The sequence below is a fragment of the Bradyrhizobium zhengyangense genome, assembly GCF_022012435.1.
Classification (GTDB): Bacteria; Pseudomonadota; Alphaproteobacteria; order Rhizobiales; family Xanthobacteraceae; genus Bradyrhizobium; species Bradyrhizobium zhengyangense.
Genome location: NZ_JAKLUA010000001.1, coordinates 1,186,606 through 1,203,555 on the forward strand (window position 1 = coordinate 1,186,606; position 16,950 = coordinate 1,203,555).

Annotated in this window: 17 protein-coding genes; 5 read left to right on the forward strand and 12 right to left on the reverse strand. The window is 63.8% G+C overall.

Annotation, left to right across the window (positions count from 1 at the left end):
• Window positions 1-185: 185 nt before the first annotated feature.
• A complete protein-coding gene (locus L6637_RS05785) occupies window positions 186-1,094 on the reverse strand; it encodes an amino acid ABC transporter substrate-binding protein (RefSeq protein WP_237858667.1) in 909 nt (302 codons plus the stop codon).
• A 192-nt stretch (window positions 1,095-1,286) separates the two neighbouring features.
• On the opposite strand from L6637_RS05785, the gene L6637_RS05790 reads away from it, so the two are divergent.
• The 3 genes from L6637_RS05790 (at window position 1,287) to L6637_RS05800 (ending at window position 4,244) form a co-directional block, all read left to right on the forward strand.
• The gene (locus L6637_RS05790; protein ID WP_237858668.1) at window positions 1,287-2,528 is read left to right on the forward strand and encodes an amidohydrolase family protein; all 1,242 of its coding nucleotides are present in this window, start codon (window positions 1,287-1,289) and stop codon (window positions 2,526-2,528) included.
• 35 nt (window positions 2,529-2,563) lie between these two features.
• Complete coding sequence (locus L6637_RS05795; protein WP_237858669.1) at window positions 2,564-3,769, forward strand: amidohydrolase family protein; 1,206 nt, start codon at window positions 2,564-2,566, stop codon at window positions 3,767-3,769.
• Between the two features lie 151 nt (window positions 3,770-3,920).
• Window positions 3,921-4,244, forward strand: a complete 324-nt coding sequence (locus L6637_RS05800; protein WP_237858670.1) for a hypothetical protein — start codon at window positions 3,921-3,923, stop codon at window positions 4,242-4,244.
• A gap of 14 nt (window positions 4,245-4,258) precedes the next feature.
• On the opposite strand, the gene L6637_RS05805 is transcribed toward L6637_RS05800, so the two are convergent.
• The 7 genes from L6637_RS05805 to L6637_RS05835 form a co-directional block, all read right to left on the reverse strand.
• Window positions 4,259-5,173 (reverse strand): DUF1932 domain-containing protein, encoded by a 915-nt coding sequence (locus tag L6637_RS05805; protein WP_377802672.1) that lies wholly within the window; start codon window positions 5,171-5,173, stop codon window positions 4,259-4,261.
• Entirely contained in the window at window positions 5,173-6,042 is an 870-nt protein-coding gene (locus L6637_RS05810; protein WP_237858671.1) for a substrate-binding domain-containing protein, read from the reverse strand. Before L6637_RS05810 ends, L6637_RS05805 begins: the two co-directional genes overlap by 1 nt.
• A 48-nt stretch (window positions 6,043-6,090) precedes the next feature.
• Complete coding sequence (locus L6637_RS05815; RefSeq protein ID WP_212086993.1) at window positions 6,091-6,804, reverse strand: PIG-L deacetylase family protein; 714 nt, start codon at window positions 6,802-6,804, stop codon at window positions 6,091-6,093.
• A 66-nt stretch (window positions 6,805-6,870) separates the two neighbouring features.
• Window positions 6,871-8,172, reverse strand: a complete 1,302-nt coding sequence (gene dctA / locus L6637_RS05820) for a C4-dicarboxylate transporter DctA (RefSeq protein ID WP_237858672.1) — start codon at window positions 8,170-8,172, stop codon at window positions 6,871-6,873.
• Window positions 8,169-9,053, reverse strand: coding sequence for an amidohydrolase family protein (locus L6637_RS05825; RefSeq protein ID WP_237858674.1), 885 nt, complete (start codon window positions 9,051-9,053; stop codon window positions 8,169-8,171). Before L6637_RS05825 ends, dctA begins: the two co-directional genes overlap by 4 nt.
• Window positions 9,053-10,006 carry an amidohydrolase family protein gene (locus L6637_RS05830; protein WP_237858675.1) on the reverse strand — a complete coding sequence of 318 codons (954 nt, stop codon included), beginning with the start codon at window positions 10,004-10,006 and terminating at the stop codon, window positions 9,053-9,055. Before L6637_RS05830 ends, L6637_RS05825 begins: the two co-directional genes overlap by 1 nt.
• Window positions 10,007-10,081: 75 nt before the next feature.
• On the reverse strand, window positions 10,082-10,792 hold the full coding sequence (locus L6637_RS05835) for a TetR/AcrR family transcriptional regulator (protein ID WP_237858676.1): 711 nt from the start codon (window positions 10,790-10,792) through the stop codon (window positions 10,082-10,084).
• 113 nt (window positions 10,793-10,905) lie between these two features.
• Here L6637_RS05835 and L6637_RS05840 point away from each other — a divergent pair, with 113 nt between their 5' ends.
• Complete coding sequence (locus L6637_RS05840; RefSeq protein WP_237858677.1) at window positions 10,906-11,886, forward strand: tripartite tricarboxylate transporter substrate binding protein; 981 nt, start codon at window positions 10,906-10,908, stop codon at window positions 11,884-11,886.
• A gap of 10 nt (window positions 11,887-11,896) precedes the next feature.
• On the opposite strand, the gene L6637_RS05845 is transcribed toward L6637_RS05840, so the two are convergent.
• Window positions 11,897-13,042 carry a mechanosensitive ion channel family protein gene (locus L6637_RS05845; protein WP_237858678.1) on the reverse strand — a complete coding sequence of 382 codons (1,146 nt, stop codon included), beginning with the start codon at window positions 13,040-13,042 and terminating at the stop codon, window positions 11,897-11,899.
• A 122-nt stretch (window positions 13,043-13,164) separates the two neighbouring features.
• Between L6637_RS05845 and L6637_RS05850 the strand changes: the two genes are divergently transcribed.
• Window positions 13,165-14,415, forward strand: coding sequence for a DUF763 domain-containing protein (locus tag L6637_RS05850; RefSeq protein WP_237858679.1), 1,251 nt, complete (start codon window positions 13,165-13,167; stop codon window positions 14,413-14,415).
• Here the strand turns inward: L6637_RS05850 and L6637_RS05855 are convergent.
• The 3 genes from L6637_RS05855 to L6637_RS05865 all read right to left on the reverse strand — a co-directional run bounded on the left by L6637_RS05855 (window position 14,316) and on the right by L6637_RS05865 (window position 16,910).
• A complete protein-coding gene (locus L6637_RS05855; protein ID WP_237869575.1) occupies window positions 14,316-15,623 on the reverse strand; it encodes a cytochrome P450 family protein in 1,308 nt (435 codons plus the stop codon). The two genes, L6637_RS05850 and L6637_RS05855, sit on opposite strands and share 100 nt — an antisense overlap.
• 80 nt (window positions 15,624-15,703) lie before the next feature.
• Complete coding sequence (locus L6637_RS05860) at window positions 15,704-16,030, reverse strand: hypothetical protein (protein WP_237858684.1); 327 nt, start codon at window positions 16,028-16,030, stop codon at window positions 15,704-15,706.
• Between the two features lie 106 nt (window positions 16,031-16,136).
• Window positions 16,137-16,910, reverse strand: coding sequence for a ferredoxin--NADP reductase (locus tag L6637_RS05865; protein ID WP_237858686.1), 774 nt, complete (start codon window positions 16,908-16,910; stop codon window positions 16,137-16,139).
• Between the last annotated feature and the right edge of the window lie 40 nt (window positions 16,911-16,950).

Genomic DNA, 16,950 nt, shown 5'->3' on the forward strand with positions numbered 1-16,950 from the left:
TGCGCTGGAGCGTCTCGAAGGTTATCGCAAGTTCGTCCGCGCCGATATCCTTCAGCAGGCTCACCCGAATGCGCCGCAGCGGGTGGGTTGGTCTCCTCGACCCTGGCCTCGCCCGCCTTTGTCAAATGTAACGTTTTGGCACGGCGGTTCCTCTCCGGCGGTGAGAGGTGGAAGCCGCCCTCGCCTCACTTTACGACGTACACGTCCGGATCGGCGCTCGAGCTCGGGGTCTTGAAGGCGCTGCGCAGGGCCGGCGACATCGGAACATTGTAATTGATGCCGTTCGGCGGAGTCGGCGATTCCAGCCACTTCCTGTAAAGCACCTCGATCTCCGGGCTCGCGTAAAGATCGGCGGTCGCGCGATCGGCCAACGCCTTGAACGGAGCATCCTCCCGCCGCAGCATGATCCCGTAGGGCTCTGGCTTTGAGAAGGTCTCGTCGCTGATCATGAACTGCGCCGGCTCCTTCGAGCGCGCAATGGCGACCGCGAGCTGAATGTCGTCGAGTGCATAGGCCTGCGCGCGGTCGGTCTCGAGCAGCAGGAAGGCTTCGGCCTGGTCGACGGCCGGCATGATCTTGATGCCGAGATTGCGCTCGGTATTGACCTTGGCGAGCTGGTTCAAATTGACCGAACCCGCCACTGCCGTCACCGCCTTGCCCTTGAGGTCGTCAATGGTGTTGATCTTCGCGGCCTTCTTGGCGGCAAATCGCGTCGCGCTGAGGAAATGCGTGTTGGTGAAGGCGACCTGCTTCTGCCGGTCCGCATTGTTGGTGGTCGCCGAGCAGTGCAGGTCGAGCGTGCCGTTCACCATCAGCGGGATGCGATTCGACGAGGTCACGGCGACGTAGTCGACGGCGATGTCGGGCATGCCGAGCTGCTTCTTCACGGCGTCCACGATCCTGAGGCAGATATCCATGGCAAGGCCGACAGGCTTCTGGTTGCCGTCGAGATAGCTGAAGGGCACCGAGGCTTCCTGATAGCCCAACGCGATCTTCCTGGTCTCCTTGACCTTCTGGAGCGTACCGGAGAGCTCCTCGGCTGACGCTGCGCCGGCAAGACAAGTGACGGCCAAGAGAACGGCGAGTAGACGCATCGAGAGCTCCCAGAATCGCTTGCGCCGCCATGCCGGGCGCAATCGAGCGGTTGATAGCCCAGCCACGCCCCAGCCACCAGACCAGCCTGCGTCTACCAGCTATCGCGGCTTTCGATATGGCGGCAGGCCCTTCGTCTCCGCTACATTGCCACCATCCAGGACTCGCCGCCTTTATCAAGCCAGACGCTCTCCATGACAGCCCAGACCGCCTTCGACCTGATCTTCCGCAACGCCCTGACGCGATCATCCCCGACGCCCGTCGATATCGGCGTGACGGGCGGACGCATCACGGCGATCGCACCCAGGCTGGCATGCGAAGCCGTCGAGGTCGATCTCGGGGGACGGCTGGCGCTGCCCGGATTCGTCGACACCCACATTCATCTCGACAAGGCCTGCCTGCTCGAGCGCTGCGGACACATTCACGGCACACTCGGCGATGCCATCCGGGCCGTCTCAGCGATGAAGCGGGATTTCAGCACCGACGACGTCTATGCGCGCGGCGCCAAGGTGCTCGAACGCGCCGTCGTGCACGGCACGACGCGGATGCGCACCCATGTCGAGATTGACCCGCGCATCGGCCTGCGCAGCTTCGAGGCGGTCAAGGCGCTCAAGCGCGACTACGCCTGGGCGATCGATCTTGAGCTGTGCGTGTTCCCGCAAGAAGGCCTGACCAACGACCCCGGCAGCGACGAGCTGCTGGTTCAGGCTTTGCGCGACGGCGCCGATGCGATCGGCGGCTGCCCCTATACCGACACCGATCCGAACGCGCATCTCGCGCGCATCTTCGATCTCGCCCAGGAGTTCGATCTCGATGTCGACCTTCATCTCGACTTCGATCTCGATCCCTCCTGGTCACATCTCGACGAGGTCATCAGGCAGACCGAGCAACGCAATTACGGGGGGCGTGTCGCGATCGGGCATGCAACCAAACTCTCGGCCCTGCCGCCGGAACGGCTGAAGGCAGCCACCGTCCAGCTTGCGAACGCCGGCGTCGCCGTCACCGTGCTGCCCGCAACCGATCTCTACCTGATGGGGCGCGAGGCCACCCACAACGCACCGCGCGGACTGACGCTCGCACACAAGCTTGCGGGCGACGGCATCGTCTGCTCGGTCGCGACCAACAATGTGCTCAACCCCTTCACGCCGTTCGGCGATGCTTCGCTGCTGCGGATGGCGAATTTTTACGCCAATGTCGCCCACGCTTCAGTCGGCGATTTCGACACCTGCCTCGATCTCGTCACCGAGCTGCCGGCGCGGCTGATGAATCTCAAAGACTACGGAATCGCGGTCGGCAACGCCGCCGATCTCGTCGTGCTCGATATCAAGGACAGCCGCTTCGCCATTGCGGAGCTGCCGGATATCCTTATGGGCTTCAAGGCCGGGCGACAGACGTTTGAGCGGTCGCCGGCCGCGCTGCTTCACCCGCGAACCTGAACCGCGCGACACATCGACCCGACGGGAGCAACCGGATGGCCTTCGACAAGATCTTCCTGAACGCACGCTTCGACGGCGGGGCGCGGCACCACATCGCGGTCAAGGACGGCCTGATCGCCGCACTGCTGCCGGCGGACGCCCCCGCAAGCGGTGCCGAGACTGTCGACCTCGGCAATGCCCTGATCGTTCCCGGCTTCGTCGAGGGCCACATCCATCTCGACACCAGCTTCTATGGCGACGCCTGGCGGCCGCACAAGCCGTGCACCGCCGGCTTCAACGTGCACGAACGCGTGGCCTTCCAGGCCGAGAACATGGCCGAGGCGGCGCCGATGGACGTGCGGGCGCGCAACCAGCTCGATCTCTGCATCATCAACGGCTCCACGCAGATGCGCAGCCACGTCATGGTCGATGGCTCGGTCGGCCTGAAGTCGCTGGAGACGATCTTGCGCGTACGCGAGGAATACAGGAGCTTGATCGACATCCAGCTCGTCGCCTTTCCCCAGAGCGGCATCTTGACGAGCCCGGGCACGCCGCAATTGCTCGACGAGGCCATCGGCCTCGGTGCGAACCTCGTCGGCGGGCTCGATCCCGCGAGCTTTGATCGCGATGTCGAGAAGCATCTCGACGTCGTGTTCGGCGTCGCCGAGAAGCACGGCGTCGATGTCGACATCCACCTGCACGACATGGGCACGCTCGGCGCTTTCGAGATCGAGCAGATCGCGGCGCGCACGCGTGCGCTCGGTATGGAAGGCCATGTCGCCATCAGCCACGCTTACGGGCTCGGCGATATCATAGCGGATCAGCTCAAGGGCATCGCCGACATCCTCGCCCGCTCCGGCGTCGCGATCATGACCAATGCGCCGGGCGCCCGGGCCTTCCCGCCGATCCTGGCGCTACGCAGCGCCGGCGTCACCGTGTTCAGCGGCAACGACAACATCAGGGATTCCTGGTGGCCCTATGGCGACGGCGACATGCTGCGGCGGGCAACGACGCTCGGCTATCGCTCGGGTTTCAACGTCGATGAGGAACTGCGCGTCGCGTTCGAAATCGTCACTACATCAGGTGCCAAGGCGCTCCGGCTTGAAGGTTACGGCCTGCATGTCGGCGCCAAGGCCGATTTCGTGGCGCTGGACGCCGAGCACGTTCCGGAGGCCGTGGTCGCCGTGCCACAAGGCCGCGCTGTGTACAAGGCAGGTATGCTCGTTGCGCGCGACGGTAGGATTGTCGGGAAACAGCGCTGATCACCAGCCTTTTCTGGCCCGATTCACCGTCAATTCGCCCCGAAATCCGAGTCCGGTAGAATCCCGGACCGTAGCTCCCCGCGTTGCTAGAAAGGTGGCCCTAACCATAATTGGGCATGCGCACTGACCATCTGCGTTCTCTGGGGAAGTTATGGATACGTTCAGCGCATTCAGCAGCATTGATTATCAATCCATCCGGGCCAAGACGCCCGCCGAGACGGCCGTCAAGCGATTGAGTGGCATCGGCGAAGTGTTGTCGGGGCTCGACATCGCCACGATCCGCTCGCAGGACGACATGGCCCGCGGGCTGCGCACGCTCGATACAGCCGACAAATGCATTCGCATGATCCTGACCGAGTTCAAGAGCTCGCGCACCAAGGACGTCGTCCGCGAAGCCAATCGCCTGATCGACTTGATCGAACTCGCCCGCGATGAAATATCGGGCCTGCACCACGCCAGCGGCGTCCTGAGCTGAGCGGTTCCTCAGCGCTAACGCTTGATCTTCGCCAGAATGCGATCCGCCTCAATGCGCCAATCGGCGCTGCGAGCGAATTCCTTCGTCCCCTTCGAGCCGAACAGACCCTCATCTGCGAGATCTGCGACCCAGGCCTGACGCTCGGCCGTGCCTTGCGCAGACCAAGGCGTCAGCCCGGCCTCACGCACCGTCTCGGCGACCTCGCGCACCTCTTCGGCACGGCGACGGCCGTGCTCGATCACGCGCTGGAAGAAATAGGCGCCCTGCTTCTCCCAGTTGATCGCGGGAAAGGTTTCCGTGAGTGAAGCCAGCACCGCATCCTCGACGCCATAGGCACGTGCCGTGGTGAAACTTTCGATCACCATGGCCTCCAGGCCCTTGATCATGATGCTGCGGCACATCTTGACGGCCGAGGATACGCCGAGCTTGTCGCTCGCGACTTTCGCCGCGAAGCCGATCGCGTTCAGTAGCGGCTCCAGCTCTCTTGCGCCGGGGCCACCAAGCAGCAGCGGCACCTTGATCCGATAAGGCGGCACCGAGGTCATCACCGCGCCCTCGACATAACGTCCGGCAGCGCCATCGATCAGCGCTGCCGCACGCTGTTTGGCGCCTGGAGAGGCCGAATTGAAATCGAGAAACCAGGTGCCCTGGTTGATAGCATCAGCGCAGGCTTTTGCGACCGGCACGGCCTGACTGGCGGTGACGGCCGAGATGATGAAGTCGGATTTCGCGGTCAGTTCCGCATGAGAAGCCGCAAGCATCACGCCGAATTTCGCAGCGTGCTCCTTCAATGCAGCGCCCTGCTCGCCTTCGAGCTTGATGTCGTAAGCTACGACCTTGATGTCCTGCTGGCGCAGATCCTCGGCCAGGATACGGCCAACCTCGCCATAGCCAACCAGCCCGATCTGCCAGCGTTTCGGATCCGCCATCAGTTCAGTCCTCGTGTCGTCGCGTCGAACAACTCCTCGACCGCATAGCGGCGCGGGATCAGCGCCTGCTGGAATGCGTAGTCGACGATCAGCTCCAACGGTTTCCTGTTCGCCTCGATCCCGAAGGGCAAGAGGTCGGGCGTCGCCGCCGGCCCCGTCTGTTCCTTGTTCCGCTTGAGCAGATCATAGACACCCATGACCACATCGGGACGCGATCCCGCAAGGCTTTCGGTCACGACCACGAGATGATTGACCGGCACGACGCCGCGGCGCGCATACCATTTGGCCGCCTCCGCCGCCGGATCGGGAAATAGCGGCTTTAGCCTGGGATTATCAGAGGTCTCGCCGAGCACGGCATCGACCTCGCCATCGAGCAGCATCTGCAACACCTTCTTGTCCTTTGGCGCACGCTCGGTGGTGTCGACATATTCGGCGACGTGCGGATCCTCGAAGGTGACCCAGCGGATCTTGTCGAGATTGACGCCGTAATCGTTGGCAAGGATACCTCTGATCCAGGCCCCGGTCGTCGTCGTGAACGAGCGGATGCCGACACGCTTGCCTTCGAGATCGCCGGGCCCGAGCGTCCCGTGCGCCGGATTGTAGAGCGCATAGGCATGCTGGAAACGGCCGAGCATGGTCGCCGGCAGCAGCACCAGCGGCTTGCCGTGGGCCTTCGCCATCAGATAGGTCACGATCGCCATTTCGCAGACGTCAAAGGCCTGCTCACGCACCATCGGCTTGAATGCCGTGTTGGTCGGCGTGTACTCGATGAAGTCGAGCTCGAACAGGTCGGAGCGGAGCTCGCCACTCTTCACCGCCTTGACATGAGGGTGACTGCCGAGCACGGCTTTCAGCTTGAGACGATCCATCCGCGCCACTCCCTTCAGGTCAGACACTATTGCGAATGAAGACCCGCTTCATGCCAACTCCTCCGCGACCGTCGGGAACAGGCGCTGATAGGCCTCACCATAGGTCATGGGCACACCGGTGTTGCGGCTACCCTGGATGCCGCGGTTGAGCGCGACGCGCTCGTAATAGCCCCAGAGATGCTTTTGCGCGGCGAGAATCTGGAAAGCCTCGTACTTCTCTTTCCAGACCTCGTCGATCTTGAGCAGCAGATCCGGCTTGTAATTGCACTGCTCGGGCTGGTGCGGCTCAAACAGGAAAACGGGCGGCGCAGAGTATTTGTACTGCGCGCCGGGCTTGTGGCCCATGGCCTGCGCGACCACGCGGGTCTCCTGCGCGAAATGCGCTGCGTTCGGATGGTCGAAATTATAGGGATCTTCCAGCGCGTGCGTCAGCACGAAGCTCGGATTGAGCTCGCGGTAGATGTCGACCATGCGGTCGAAATGCGCCTCGGTGAGCTTGAGCGGATAATCGCCACAATCGAAGAACTCGATCTCGGCACCCAGCAGTCTGGCCGCCCGCTCCGCCTCGTCCTTGCGGCCAGCCTTGACCGATTCCAGCGTCGCGCCCTTTTCCTTCCAGGCAAACTGGCTCTCGCCGCGCTCGCCAAAGGACATGCAGACGATCTTCATGCGATAGCCCTTCTTCGCATGCAGAGCGATGGCGCCGCCGGCGCGCCAGACGAAATCGCCAGGATGGGCGGTGATCACGAGACCTGTTTTCATGGGAGAACTCTCCTCTTTCGTTCATCAACATCATAGGCTGCTCGCGTCATGCCGGCAGCAGGTTCATCAGGCGGCGACGGCCGCAGGTTCCTCACCGTCGAGCACGCGCTTCAGGCGCTCGCCGTCGAGCGCGCCTTCCCATTTGGCAATCGCAATGGTCGCAACCGCGTTCCCGATCAGATTGGTCGGCGTCAGCCCCTGCGACATCAGGCGATGGATGCCGAGCACCAGCGCGACGCTCGTCACCGGAATCGTGCCGGTGGCCGACAGTGTCGCCGCCAGCACGACAAAGGCGGCCCCTGCGATCCCTGCCGCGCCCTTTGACGTCACCAGCAGGATCAGCAGCAGCTCGATCTGCTCAGCGAGCCCGAGCGGCGTATTGGTCGCCTGCGCCAGGAACACCGAGGCGGCAGCGAGATAGAGGCATGTACCGTCCAGATTGAAGGAATAGCCGGTCGGGATCACCAGCCCGACGACGCTCTGCTCGCAGCCCGCCTTCTCCAGCTTCGTCAGCATCCGTGGCAGCACCGTCTCGGACGATGTCGTGGCGATGCAGATCAGCAGCTCTTCCCAGATGTAGCGGATCAGCTTGAGCAGCGAGAAGCCGCAGAGCCGCGCGACCGGGCCGAGCGCTACGATGATGAAGATCACGCAAGTGAGATAGAAGCCGCCGAGCAGCTTGCCGAGCGAGGCCAGCGATCCCACGCCGAACTTGCCGACGGTGAAGGCAATCGCGCCGAACGCCCCGATCGGCGCCGCCCACATCACGAAACCAACGACGGCGAACACCATCTTGGCGGCGATGTCGATCAGATGGACCAGCGGCGCGGCGCGCTCGCCGAGCTGCACCAGCGCAAAGCCGCACAGCACGGAGATGAAGAGGACCTGGAGAATGTTGCCCTCGGCAAAAGCGCCGATGAAGGTCGCGGGCACGATGTTCATCAGGAACGGAACGAAGCCGATCACGGCGGTCTGCTTGACGTAAGGCTCGATCGCGCTGGCATTGATGCTGGCGGGATCGATGTTCATGCCGGCGCCGGGCTTGAGCACGTTCACCGCGATCAGACCGATGATCAGCGCGATCGTGGTCATGATCTCGAAATAGATGATGGCCTTGACCGCGACGCGCCCGACCCGCGCCATGTCGGCCATGTGGGCGATGCCATGCACCACGGTGCAGAAGATGATCGGCGCGATCAGCATCCGGATCGCCTTGATGAAGGCGTCGCCGAGCGGCTGCATCTTGGCGCCCGCCTCGGGGTTGACGATCCCGAGTGCGATGCCGGCCGCCATGGCGATGAGCACCTGGATCCAGAGCTCCTTCCACCAGGCGCGCCGGCGCGGCTTGTCGATCGCCATCGCGGTCATCGGTCGAACTCGAACAGACGCGCGGGATTGTCGACGAGGATCTTCTGCTGGAACTCCGGCTCGGGCGCGAACAGCGGAATCAGGTCGACGAGGTCGCCGTCATTCGGCATCACCTTGACGTTGGGATGCGGCCAGTCGGTGCCCCAAATGACCCGGTCCGGCGCGGTTTCGACGATCTTTCGCGCGAACGGCACGGCGTCAGTGAAGGGCGGGCCAGCCGAGGACACCCGCTCCGAGCCGCAGATCTTGACCCAGCATTTTTCATCGCGCTGCATCAGCTCGATCAGGATCTTGAACGGAAGCTGGTCGAGCCCCTCGGAGGCCTTCGCCCGGCCCATATGGTCGATGGTGTAGCTCACCGGCAGCCTTGTCAGCATGTCGGCATAGTCAGGCAGGTCGATCGCGTCGAAATGCAGATCGATGTGCCAGCCGAGCGGCGTCACCATCGCGACGATGCGGTCGAACACGCGCTTGTCGGGCACACCGCCGAGATGGCGGACGAAATTGAAACGGCAGCCGCGGAAGCCGCCTTCGTGCAGCACGCGCAAGCCACGCTCGGTGATGGTATCGTCGATATTGGCGACGGCGCGGTAGGCGCCGTTGCTTTGCGCGATCGCGTCGAGTGCGACCGTGTTGTCGGTGCCGTGGACGCTGGCATTGACGATGATTGCGCGCTCCACGCCGAGCTTGGCGTGCAGGATCTTGAAATCTTCCAGCGGCGCATCCGGCGGCGTGTAGGATCGGTCGGGCGCGTAAGGGTATTTCGCGCCGGGGCCGAAGATGTGGCAATGCGCATCGCAGGATAGCTTCGGCAGCTTGAATTTTGGCGTGCGCGTGTTGGGATCCGGCGGCGGAATGGTGGGCGTGTACGTCATCTTCATCAGCTGAATTTGAACAGCCGCGCGGGATTGTCGACCAGCAGTTTCTGCTGGGTGGCCTTGTCCGGGGCGAAGAGTGGAATCAGATCGACGATCTCGCCGTCATTGGGCATGACCTTGACGTTGGGATGCGGCCAGTCGGTACCCCAGATGACGCGCTCCGGCGCGTTGTCGATCAGCGCCTTCGCGAACGGCACGGCATCATGGAACGGCTTACCGCCCGCGGAGGCGCGCTCGAGACCGGTGATCTTGACCCAGCACTTCTCGTCCCTCCTCTGGAGTTCGAGCAGCGCGGTAAAACCGGGATCGCCGAGACCCTTCGCGGCTTGAACGGTCCCCATGTGATCGATCACGTAGGGCGTCGGCAGCGCAGTCAGGATCGGCGCAAATTCGGCAATCGTGCCGGGCTCGAAATAGACATCGATGTGCCAGCCCAGTTCGGCAACGCGATGCACGATACGCTGGAACTTGGTCATGTCGCCGACGCCGCCGAGGCGCTTGAGGAAGGCGAAGCGACAGCCGCAGATGCCGGCCTTGTCGAGCGCGGCAAGCTCCTTCTCGGTCATCTCGTCGCTGACATTGGCGATGCCCTTGTAGGCGCCCTCGCTCTGCGCGATGGCATTGGTGACAACGCGGTTGTCGGTACCATGCACGGTCGCGTTCACGATCACGCAGCGCTCGACGCCGATCTTCTCGTGCACGCTGCGGAACATCTCCAGCGGCGCGTCGGCCGTATTGTAGGGGCGCTTTTCCGAGAAGGGATAGCGGGACGCGGGCCCGAAGATATGCGTGTGGCTGTCGCATGATTTCGGCGGCAGCTTGAACGACGGTGTCTTGGGATTGGGATCCGGCGGCGCGATCGTCGGAATCGCCTTCGGCTCTTCCGCACGCGCTTCGCTCCCGAGCGCGGCTCCGGCCAGCCCGGTCAAGAGATGCAAGCACTCTCGCCTGTTCATTTCCTCAAACACCCCGTTACTTGTCCGCTTGCGAGCGAATGCGCTGTGACGCGCCTCACCCTCTGGCGGTTTCTTTCAAGTCTTGCTGCTTGCGACAGTCCGTCGCCTTGCGGGCGCGGCCTGATCCAGTGCGGGCGCCTGGAACGCCGCGACAGTGGCCTGCACCAATTGCTCGATGGCGCTGGCGGCATCGCTGCCATCGGCCTCGCCACGCGACAGGCGCGAGACACGGTCCGGCGTCACCAGCGAGTAATAGAGCGCGCCGAGCAGGAAGTGGCTGCGCCAGACGATGTCGGTGCGCGGAATGTGCGGCAGGCTTTCGTGGATCGCGTCGATGAAGGCGTGACTGGTGTCGTCAAACGTCTGCGCGATGATTTTTCGCGCGACCTCGTTGCCCTCGGCCGACATCACCGCGCGCAGACGCGTGAAGCGCGCCCCACCGCCGGCGAGATCGCTACCCGAGGTAAAGGCCGGCACCACATAGGCCCGCACGATCGCTTCCAGCCGGTCCTGGAGATCGCGCACGCGCTTGGCGGCGGCGAGCAGCTCGGAGCGGCGCAGGTTCATCGGGCCGCAATGCCGCCGGTAGATCTCCAGCAGCAGGCCGTCCTTGGTCTTGAAATGATAGGTGACGCTGCCGGGATTGGCCCCGGCCGCATGCGCGATATCGCGCACCGAGACGGCGTTGAAGCCGTTGGTGGCGAACAGCTCCTCGGCCGCGGCGAGGATCGCCTCGCGCATATTCGGCTTGCGGGTCGTTTCCTTGCTGGTGGGCTTGCGTGCCATCTGATTTGTACTATCGTACAAAAGATCAGGTCTCGTCAACAAAAACCACGAGCAACGCCCGGAGCGCCTCGAAGAGCTCCGCGGGCACGAATGCTCTCAGGGAGTGCTGAAATATGCTGGGGTTGAATACGACGATCGGCCGCCTGATGCTCGGCGCCGGTCTGCTGCTCGCTTGCGGCGCCGCGCGTGCCGCCGACCTCTATCCGAGCAAGCCGGTCCATATCCTCGTGCCCTACGCGGCAGGCGGGGCCGTCGACGTGCTCGCCCGCACGCTCGGCCAGGCTCTCGCGAAAAACTGGGGCCAGCAGCCCGTGATCGACAACCGCCCCGGCGCCGGCGGCATCGTCGCCTCGCAGGCGCTGACGCAGGCCGCGCCCGACGGCTACACGCTGATCCTGGTCGCCAGCGGCCATCCGCTCAACCAGTTCATCTATCCGAGCGTGCCCTACGACACGTTCAAGGACTTTACCGCGATCACCGAAGTCGCCTCGTCACCGCTCGCGATCGTCGTGGCCAAGGACAGCCCCTACAAAACCCTCGGCGATCTCCTCGCCGCCGCGAAGAAAGAACCGGACAAGCTCTCCTACGGCATGTCCGGCAACGGCACCTCGGCACATCTCGCCGGCGAGCTGCTGAAACACATGTCCGGCACCAGGATCGTCGCGATCCCCTACAAGGGCGGCGCGCCGGCGCTGACCGCCGTGATATCAGGCGAGATTCCGCTCAGCATCAATCCACTCGCTGAGGCGATCGGCCAGCTCGACGGCGGCCCCGTACGCGCGCTCGCGGTGACTTCGGCCGAGCGCTCCAAGGCACTGCCCAATGTGCCGACAGTCGCTGAATCAGGCGTATCAGGTTATGACGTCTCGGTCTGGTGGGGCATGCTGGGACCTGCAAAAATGCCGCCCGAGATCGTTGCAAAGCTCGAGGCCGATCTGAAGGCTGTGCTCCAGGACCCGAGCGTGATCTCCACGCTGAGCAAGATCGGCGCTACTCCGGTGGGCTCGTCAGCCAAGGATTTTGACGCCTACATGCACGCCGAGGCTACCAAATGGGAGCCGGTGCTGAAGGCCGCTGACATCCGCGCGCAATGAGGATCCCCTCTTAGTTGCGCGCGCTCGCCCGCATCTTCTCCGACGCCGTCGCGTGCTGCAGGAATTCGACATCACCGCCTCCTCCCGACGGGATCAGGATGGCACGCTCGCGCGGCAGGGCCTCCGGCATCTCGTCGCGGATGAAGGCGATCAGCTTCTCCCTGACCTCGCAGCGCAGATCCCAGGATTGCGGCGCATTCCTCGCGCTAACCAGCGCGCGCAGTTCGATGGTACGATGGTCCGCGTCGATCACCTGGAGATTGACCACTGCGCCGTCCCAAAGCTTGGAGTCCTTCACCACACCCTTCAGCCATTGCCGGATACGCGGCACGTCGGCGCGATAGTCGACATGGAGCGCGATGACACCGATCAGGGAGGCCGTGTCGCGTGTCCAGTTCTGGAACGGCTTTTCGATGAAATAGGACAGCGGCACCACCATGCGGCGCCAGTCCCACAGTCGGATCACGACATACGTCGCCGCGATGTCCTCAACCCAGCCCCACTCGTTCTCGATGATCACGGCATCCTCGATGCGGATCGGCTGGGTGATGGCGATCTGCAGGCCCGCGATCAGATTGCTGAGCAGCGGCCGCGCCGCCAGACCGACGATGATACCGGCGGCGCCAGCCGAGGCGAACAGGCTGACGCCGTATTGCCTGACCGAGTCGAACGTCATCAGCGCCGTCGACACCGTGATGATCACGATGATGATGTCGGTCACGCGCTTGAACACGCGCACTTGCGTCACGTGCTTTCGCGCGACGAAGTTTTCGGTGACGTCGCGAAAATTCTGCAAATAGCGCGCCGCGCTCATGTCGACGATCCGGATCGAGATCCAGCCGATCAGCGCGATGAAGGCGACGATGAACAGGCGCGTCAACGGCGTGCGGAACGCATCGTCCAACGGCGCGAGCGGCAGAACCAGCGCGACGGCCGCAAGGCACAGCGCGAGCTGCGCCGGGCCGGACGTGCGTTCGATGAACACGCTGAGCAGCGGAAGCCGGGTTCCGAAGGTGCGGTTGAGCAGCCAGGCCGCGAGCCGATAGAACGAGAGCGCGATCAGCATCGCCCCGGCGACCAGGCCGAGACCGATAAACCATGACGGTACCCACCCGAACATCCTGTCGATGTCGGTCATGACGGCTTGGCGATTCATTCATGTCCCCGCAATTGCGTTGGCGACCCAACGCTCTCCCCGCGGCTTCGCTCCCACGCTCAGTGCAATGCAGCATCCCTCTGGTGCAACCGTCGCCAAATTGCGCTATTTTGTTGGCTATCATGACTCGCCGAACCGGCAGCGCCGATCTTCCCTTGCACACTGGACGGGTTCCGCCGTGGCTTGCGAGCCGCATGGCGTCGTTGGGCGCCATCGTCACGCAGGCGATTGTGCTGCATTATGGCCGCGATGCGTTCATGCAGCGGCTCTCGCACCCGTTCTGGTTCCAGTCGTTCGGCGCCGTGATGGGGATGGACTGGCATTCCTCAGGCATCACGACGTCGGTGATCGGCGCGCTGAAGCGAGGGCTTGGCCCGCTCCAGGACGAGCTCGGCATCTATGTCTGCGGCGGCCGCGGCCAGCATTCGCGCAAGACGCCGGACGAGCTGTTGCAGCTCGGCAATCGCGTCGGCTTCGACGGCGTAAAGCTCACGCGCGCCAGCCGCCTCGTGGCCAAGGTTGACAGTGCCGCCGTGCAGGATGGCTTTGATCTCTATCTGCACGGCTTCTTCGTCACCGCTGACGGCAAATGGACGGTGGTGCAGCAGGGCATGAACGGCGACAAGCGCCAGGCCCGCCGCTATCACTGGCATTCGGAAGCGTTAAAGAGTTTTGTCGACGCGCCCCACAGCGCCATTGACGGGCCGCAGCAGGGCGAAATCGTCAATCTCACCGACCATCGCGCCGAAACCTCGCGCAACGCACAGCTCGAGCTGCTCAACGATCTCGGCCCCGATCGCATCCTCACCGAATTCGAGCGGCTCTCGGGCACTGCGCCCGAGCCTGCACAAGCGCTGCTGCCGCATCTGATCATGCCCGCCCATCACGACGTCAGGCCGAAAGATGTGTTCGCACGCCGCTTGCACGGTACGCTCGCCGCAGCAGCCGAACGCGGACCAGTTGATTTCCCTGAGCTGTTGCTGACGCCGGGTGTCGGCGCGCGCACCGTGCGATCGCTGGCGATGGTCGCCGAGGTCGTGCACGGCGCGCCCTATCGCTTCAAGGACCCTGCGCGCTTCTCGCTCGCCCATGGCGGCAAGGACCGGCATCCCTACCCCGTTCCGATCAAGGTCTATGACGAGACCATCCGCGTGCTGAAGGGCGCAATCCAGAGCGCAAAACTCGGACGCGAGGAAGAGATGCAGGCGATCAAGCGCCTCGACGATCAGGCACGGCGGCTTGAGCGCACCGCAAGCGGACCATCGGTCGAAGCCTACATCGCCGGTGAGCGTGAAGTCTCGCCGGATCTCGACGGCCGCTCGGTGTTCGGCTGGGAGCGCGATCTCGCCGCGTCGCGCAAATCGACGGGGTGACCATCCGACGCGATGACCGGCAGTTTTGCAATCGCGCGAAGGCCCGGCCGCTTGCGCCAATGGATCTGCGACGGATCGACTGCGAGACCGAGCCGCGGCCAGCGGGTGAACAGCGCCTGAAGCGCGCAGGCGCCCTCGATCCGCGCCAGCTGATGCCCCAGGCAGAAATGGATTCCGGTGCCGAAGGAGATATGGCGGTTGGGCTTGCGTTCGAGATCGAGGCGCTCCGGCTGCTCGTGAACCGCCGGATCCATATTCGCGGCGGCGAGCATCACCATGACGCGATCGCCCTTCTTCACGCGCACGCCTTCGAGATCGACATCCCGCCGCACGTAGCGCGGCTTAGAAAACTGCACCGGCGAGACGAAGCGCAGAAACTCTTCGACGGCGAGCCCGGCGCGACTCCAGTCCTGTTCCATCCAGTCTCGCAATCCCGGATTTCTGAGCAGCTCGTAGACCGAGCCGCTGATCAGATGCGTGGTGGTCTCCGAGCCCGCCGCCAGCAGCAGGAACACCATCGAGACCATTTCGTCCGGCGTGATCTCGCCTCCCTCGCGTTCGACCTGGACCAGCTCGGCAATCAGGCCCTCGCCGCCCCGCTCGCGCGCGATCTGCAACTGCCCTTCGAGGTAGCCACGCATCTTGCGGAACGCGAACAGCAGGCGAAAGAAACTGACGACGTTCGTCAGTGAGGACATCGCATTGGCCCAGGCGATGAAGCGCGGGCGATCGGCCATTGGCAGGCCGAGCAGCTCGGAGATCACCGACAGCGGCAGGATACGCGCATAGCGCTCAACCAGATCGGCCGGGCTGCCGTTCGCAAACAGCTCATCGGCCAGACCATCCGCAATGGCGCGGATGCGTGGCTCCATCGCCACGATGGCGCGGCGGCGAAAGGCTTCGTCCACAATGCTGCGCAGCCGTGTATGGTCCGGCTCGTCCATCGTCAGCATGTTGTTGGCGATCGTCCTGACCAGCCCTGGCATCCACCAGCGCAGGCCTGCCACCTCGCCGTCTTCCTTGCGCAGTGTGAAGATGGCGCTGTCCTTCAGCACCTGCGCGGTGGCATCGTGGGTGGTGGTGATCCAGACGTCGCCAACAAGAGGAAAGCGGGTCGCGACCACGGGGCCTTGCGCGCGCAGCGCGGCGATGGCCGTGGGCGGATCGCGAAAGAAGGCCTCGCTGGTGAAATCGAGGCGCGGTGCCATGGGATCACCGAATTGGTTGGTGGCGCCTCAACCAGATGGTGAGCGAGGCCAATGGCGCAAGGGCCGGAACCGGCTTTTCGCTATCCCCGCCCCGGCGAGCGTGGCCCGGTCTTGCGCTGCTGTTGCGTCGTATAGGCATCCCAATGGCTCCAGCTGCCATTGCTGAGGCTTTGCAGATCAGTGCCGAGCGGCCTGCGCGTGCGCTTGTCATGCTCTGCGATGATGCGCTCGGACTGCGCGATCTTGCGCTTGAGGTCCCCGATCGTCTTCTGGGTCTGGCCGTTGCGCTTGGAGGACGCGATCTCGCCCATCGTGAAGCGCGCGGTCTCCAGCGCCTTCAACTCGGCGCGGTTTCTCTTCAACTGAACCCGGTGCCAGGCGATGTTGCTGTCGCTGTCCGCAACCATGTGGGAACTCCGCTGATTCGCTCCCACAGTGTATCAAGCGCCGAATCGGCGGGGCAACGCCCGCGCCGCGGCGAAAATACGGTCTTATTGCGAGAAAGCGCTGCGTTTAGCGCTCGGCGAACGCCTTCTCGACCACAAACTGGGCAGGCTCGCCGTGGTTGCCCTCGACGAAGCCGCGCTCGCCCAGCAGTACGCGGGTATCCGCCACCAGCGCCGGGCTGCCGCAAATCATGACGCGGTCATGGGCGGCCTCGATGGCCGGCAAACCGATATCGGTGAACAGCTTCCCTGAGGTGATGAGGTCGGTGATGCGGCCGCGGTTGCGGAAGGGATCCCGGGTCACGGTCGGATAGTAGATCAGCTGGTTCTGGATGTACTCGCCGAGCATTTCGTCCTTCGGCAAATGCTCGGTGATCATCTCGCCATAGGCGAGTTCCTTGACGTGACGGCAGCCGTGCAGCAGCACGACCTTCTCGAACCGCTCGTAGGTTTCAGGATCCTTGATCACGCTCAGGAACGGCGCAAGGCCGGTGCCGGTGCCGATCAGGTAGAGGTTGCGCCCCGCTTCCAGATTGTCGATGACAAGCGTGCCGGTGGCCTTGCGGCTGACGATGATCTCGTCGCCTTGCTTCAGATGCTGGAGCCGCGAGGTCAGCGGACCGTCAGGCACCTTGATCGAGAAGAATTCGAGGGTGTCCTCGTAATTGGCACTGGCGACGCTGTAGGCCCGCAGCAGCGGCTTCTCGCCGACCTTGAGCCCGATCATGGTGAATTCGCCGTTACGGAAACGGAAGGTCGGGCTGCGGGTGGTCTTGAAGGAGAACAGCGTGTCGGTCCAGTGGTGGACGCTCAAAACGCTTTCCTGATTGAAATTGCTCATCTCACCCTTCCGTTTCGCTTCTCTGCGGTTCCGAGGCGGT

Coding starts and splice junctions, on each gene's coding strand:
- L6637_RS05785 (WP_237858667.1), bottom strand. CDS start 1,094: ATGCGTCTACTCGCCGTTCTCTTGGCCGTCACTTGTCTTGCCGGCGCA.
- L6637_RS05790 (WP_237858668.1), top strand. CDS start 1,287: ATGACAGCCCAGACCGCCTTCGACCTGATCTTCCGCAACGCCCTGACG.
- L6637_RS05795 (WP_237858669.1), top strand. CDS start 2,564: ATGGCCTTCGACAAGATCTTCCTGAACGCACGCTTCGACGGCGGGGCG.
- L6637_RS05800 (WP_237858670.1), top strand. CDS start 3,921: ATGGATACGTTCAGCGCATTCAGCAGCATTGATTATCAATCCATCCGG.
- L6637_RS05805 (WP_377802672.1), bottom strand. CDS start 5,173: ATGGCGGATCCGAAACGCTGGCAGATCGGGCTGGTTGGCTATGGCGAG.
- L6637_RS05810 (WP_237858671.1), bottom strand. CDS start 6,042: ATGGATCGTCTCAAGCTGAAAGCCGTGCTCGGCAGTCACCCTCATGTC.
- L6637_RS05815 (WP_212086993.1), bottom strand. CDS start 6,804: ATGAAAACAGGTCTCGTGATCACCGCCCATCCTGGCGATTTCGTCTGG.
- dctA (WP_237858672.1), bottom strand. CDS start 8,172: ATGACCGCGATGGCGATCGACAAGCCGCGCCGGCGCGCCTGGTGGAAG.
- L6637_RS05825 (WP_237858674.1), bottom strand. CDS start 9,053: ATGAAGATGACGTACACGCCCACCATTCCGCCGCCGGATCCCAACACG.
- L6637_RS05830 (WP_237858675.1), bottom strand. CDS start 10,006: ATGAACAGGCGAGAGTGCTTGCATCTCTTGACCGGGCTGGCCGGAGCC.
- L6637_RS05835 (WP_237858676.1), bottom strand. CDS start 10,792: ATGGCACGCAAGCCCACCAGCAAGGAAACGACCCGCAAGCCGAATATG.
- L6637_RS05840 (WP_237858677.1), top strand. CDS start 10,906: ATGCTGGGGTTGAATACGACGATCGGCCGCCTGATGCTCGGCGCCGGT.
- L6637_RS05845 (WP_237858678.1), bottom strand. CDS start 13,042: ATGAATCGCCAAGCCGTCATGACCGACATCGACAGGATGTTCGGGTGG.
- L6637_RS05850 (WP_237858679.1), top strand. CDS start 13,165: ATGACTCGCCGAACCGGCAGCGCCGATCTTCCCTTGCACACTGGACGG.
- L6637_RS05855 (WP_237869575.1), bottom strand. CDS start 15,623: ATGGCACCGCGCCTCGATTTCACCAGCGAGGCCTTCTTTCGCGATCCG.
- L6637_RS05860 (WP_237858684.1), bottom strand. CDS start 16,030: ATGGTTGCGGACAGCGACAGCAACATCGCCTGGCACCGGGTTCAGTTG.
- L6637_RS05865 (WP_237858686.1), bottom strand. CDS start 16,910: ATGAGCAATTTCAATCAGGAAAGCGTTTTGAGCGTCCACCACTGGACC.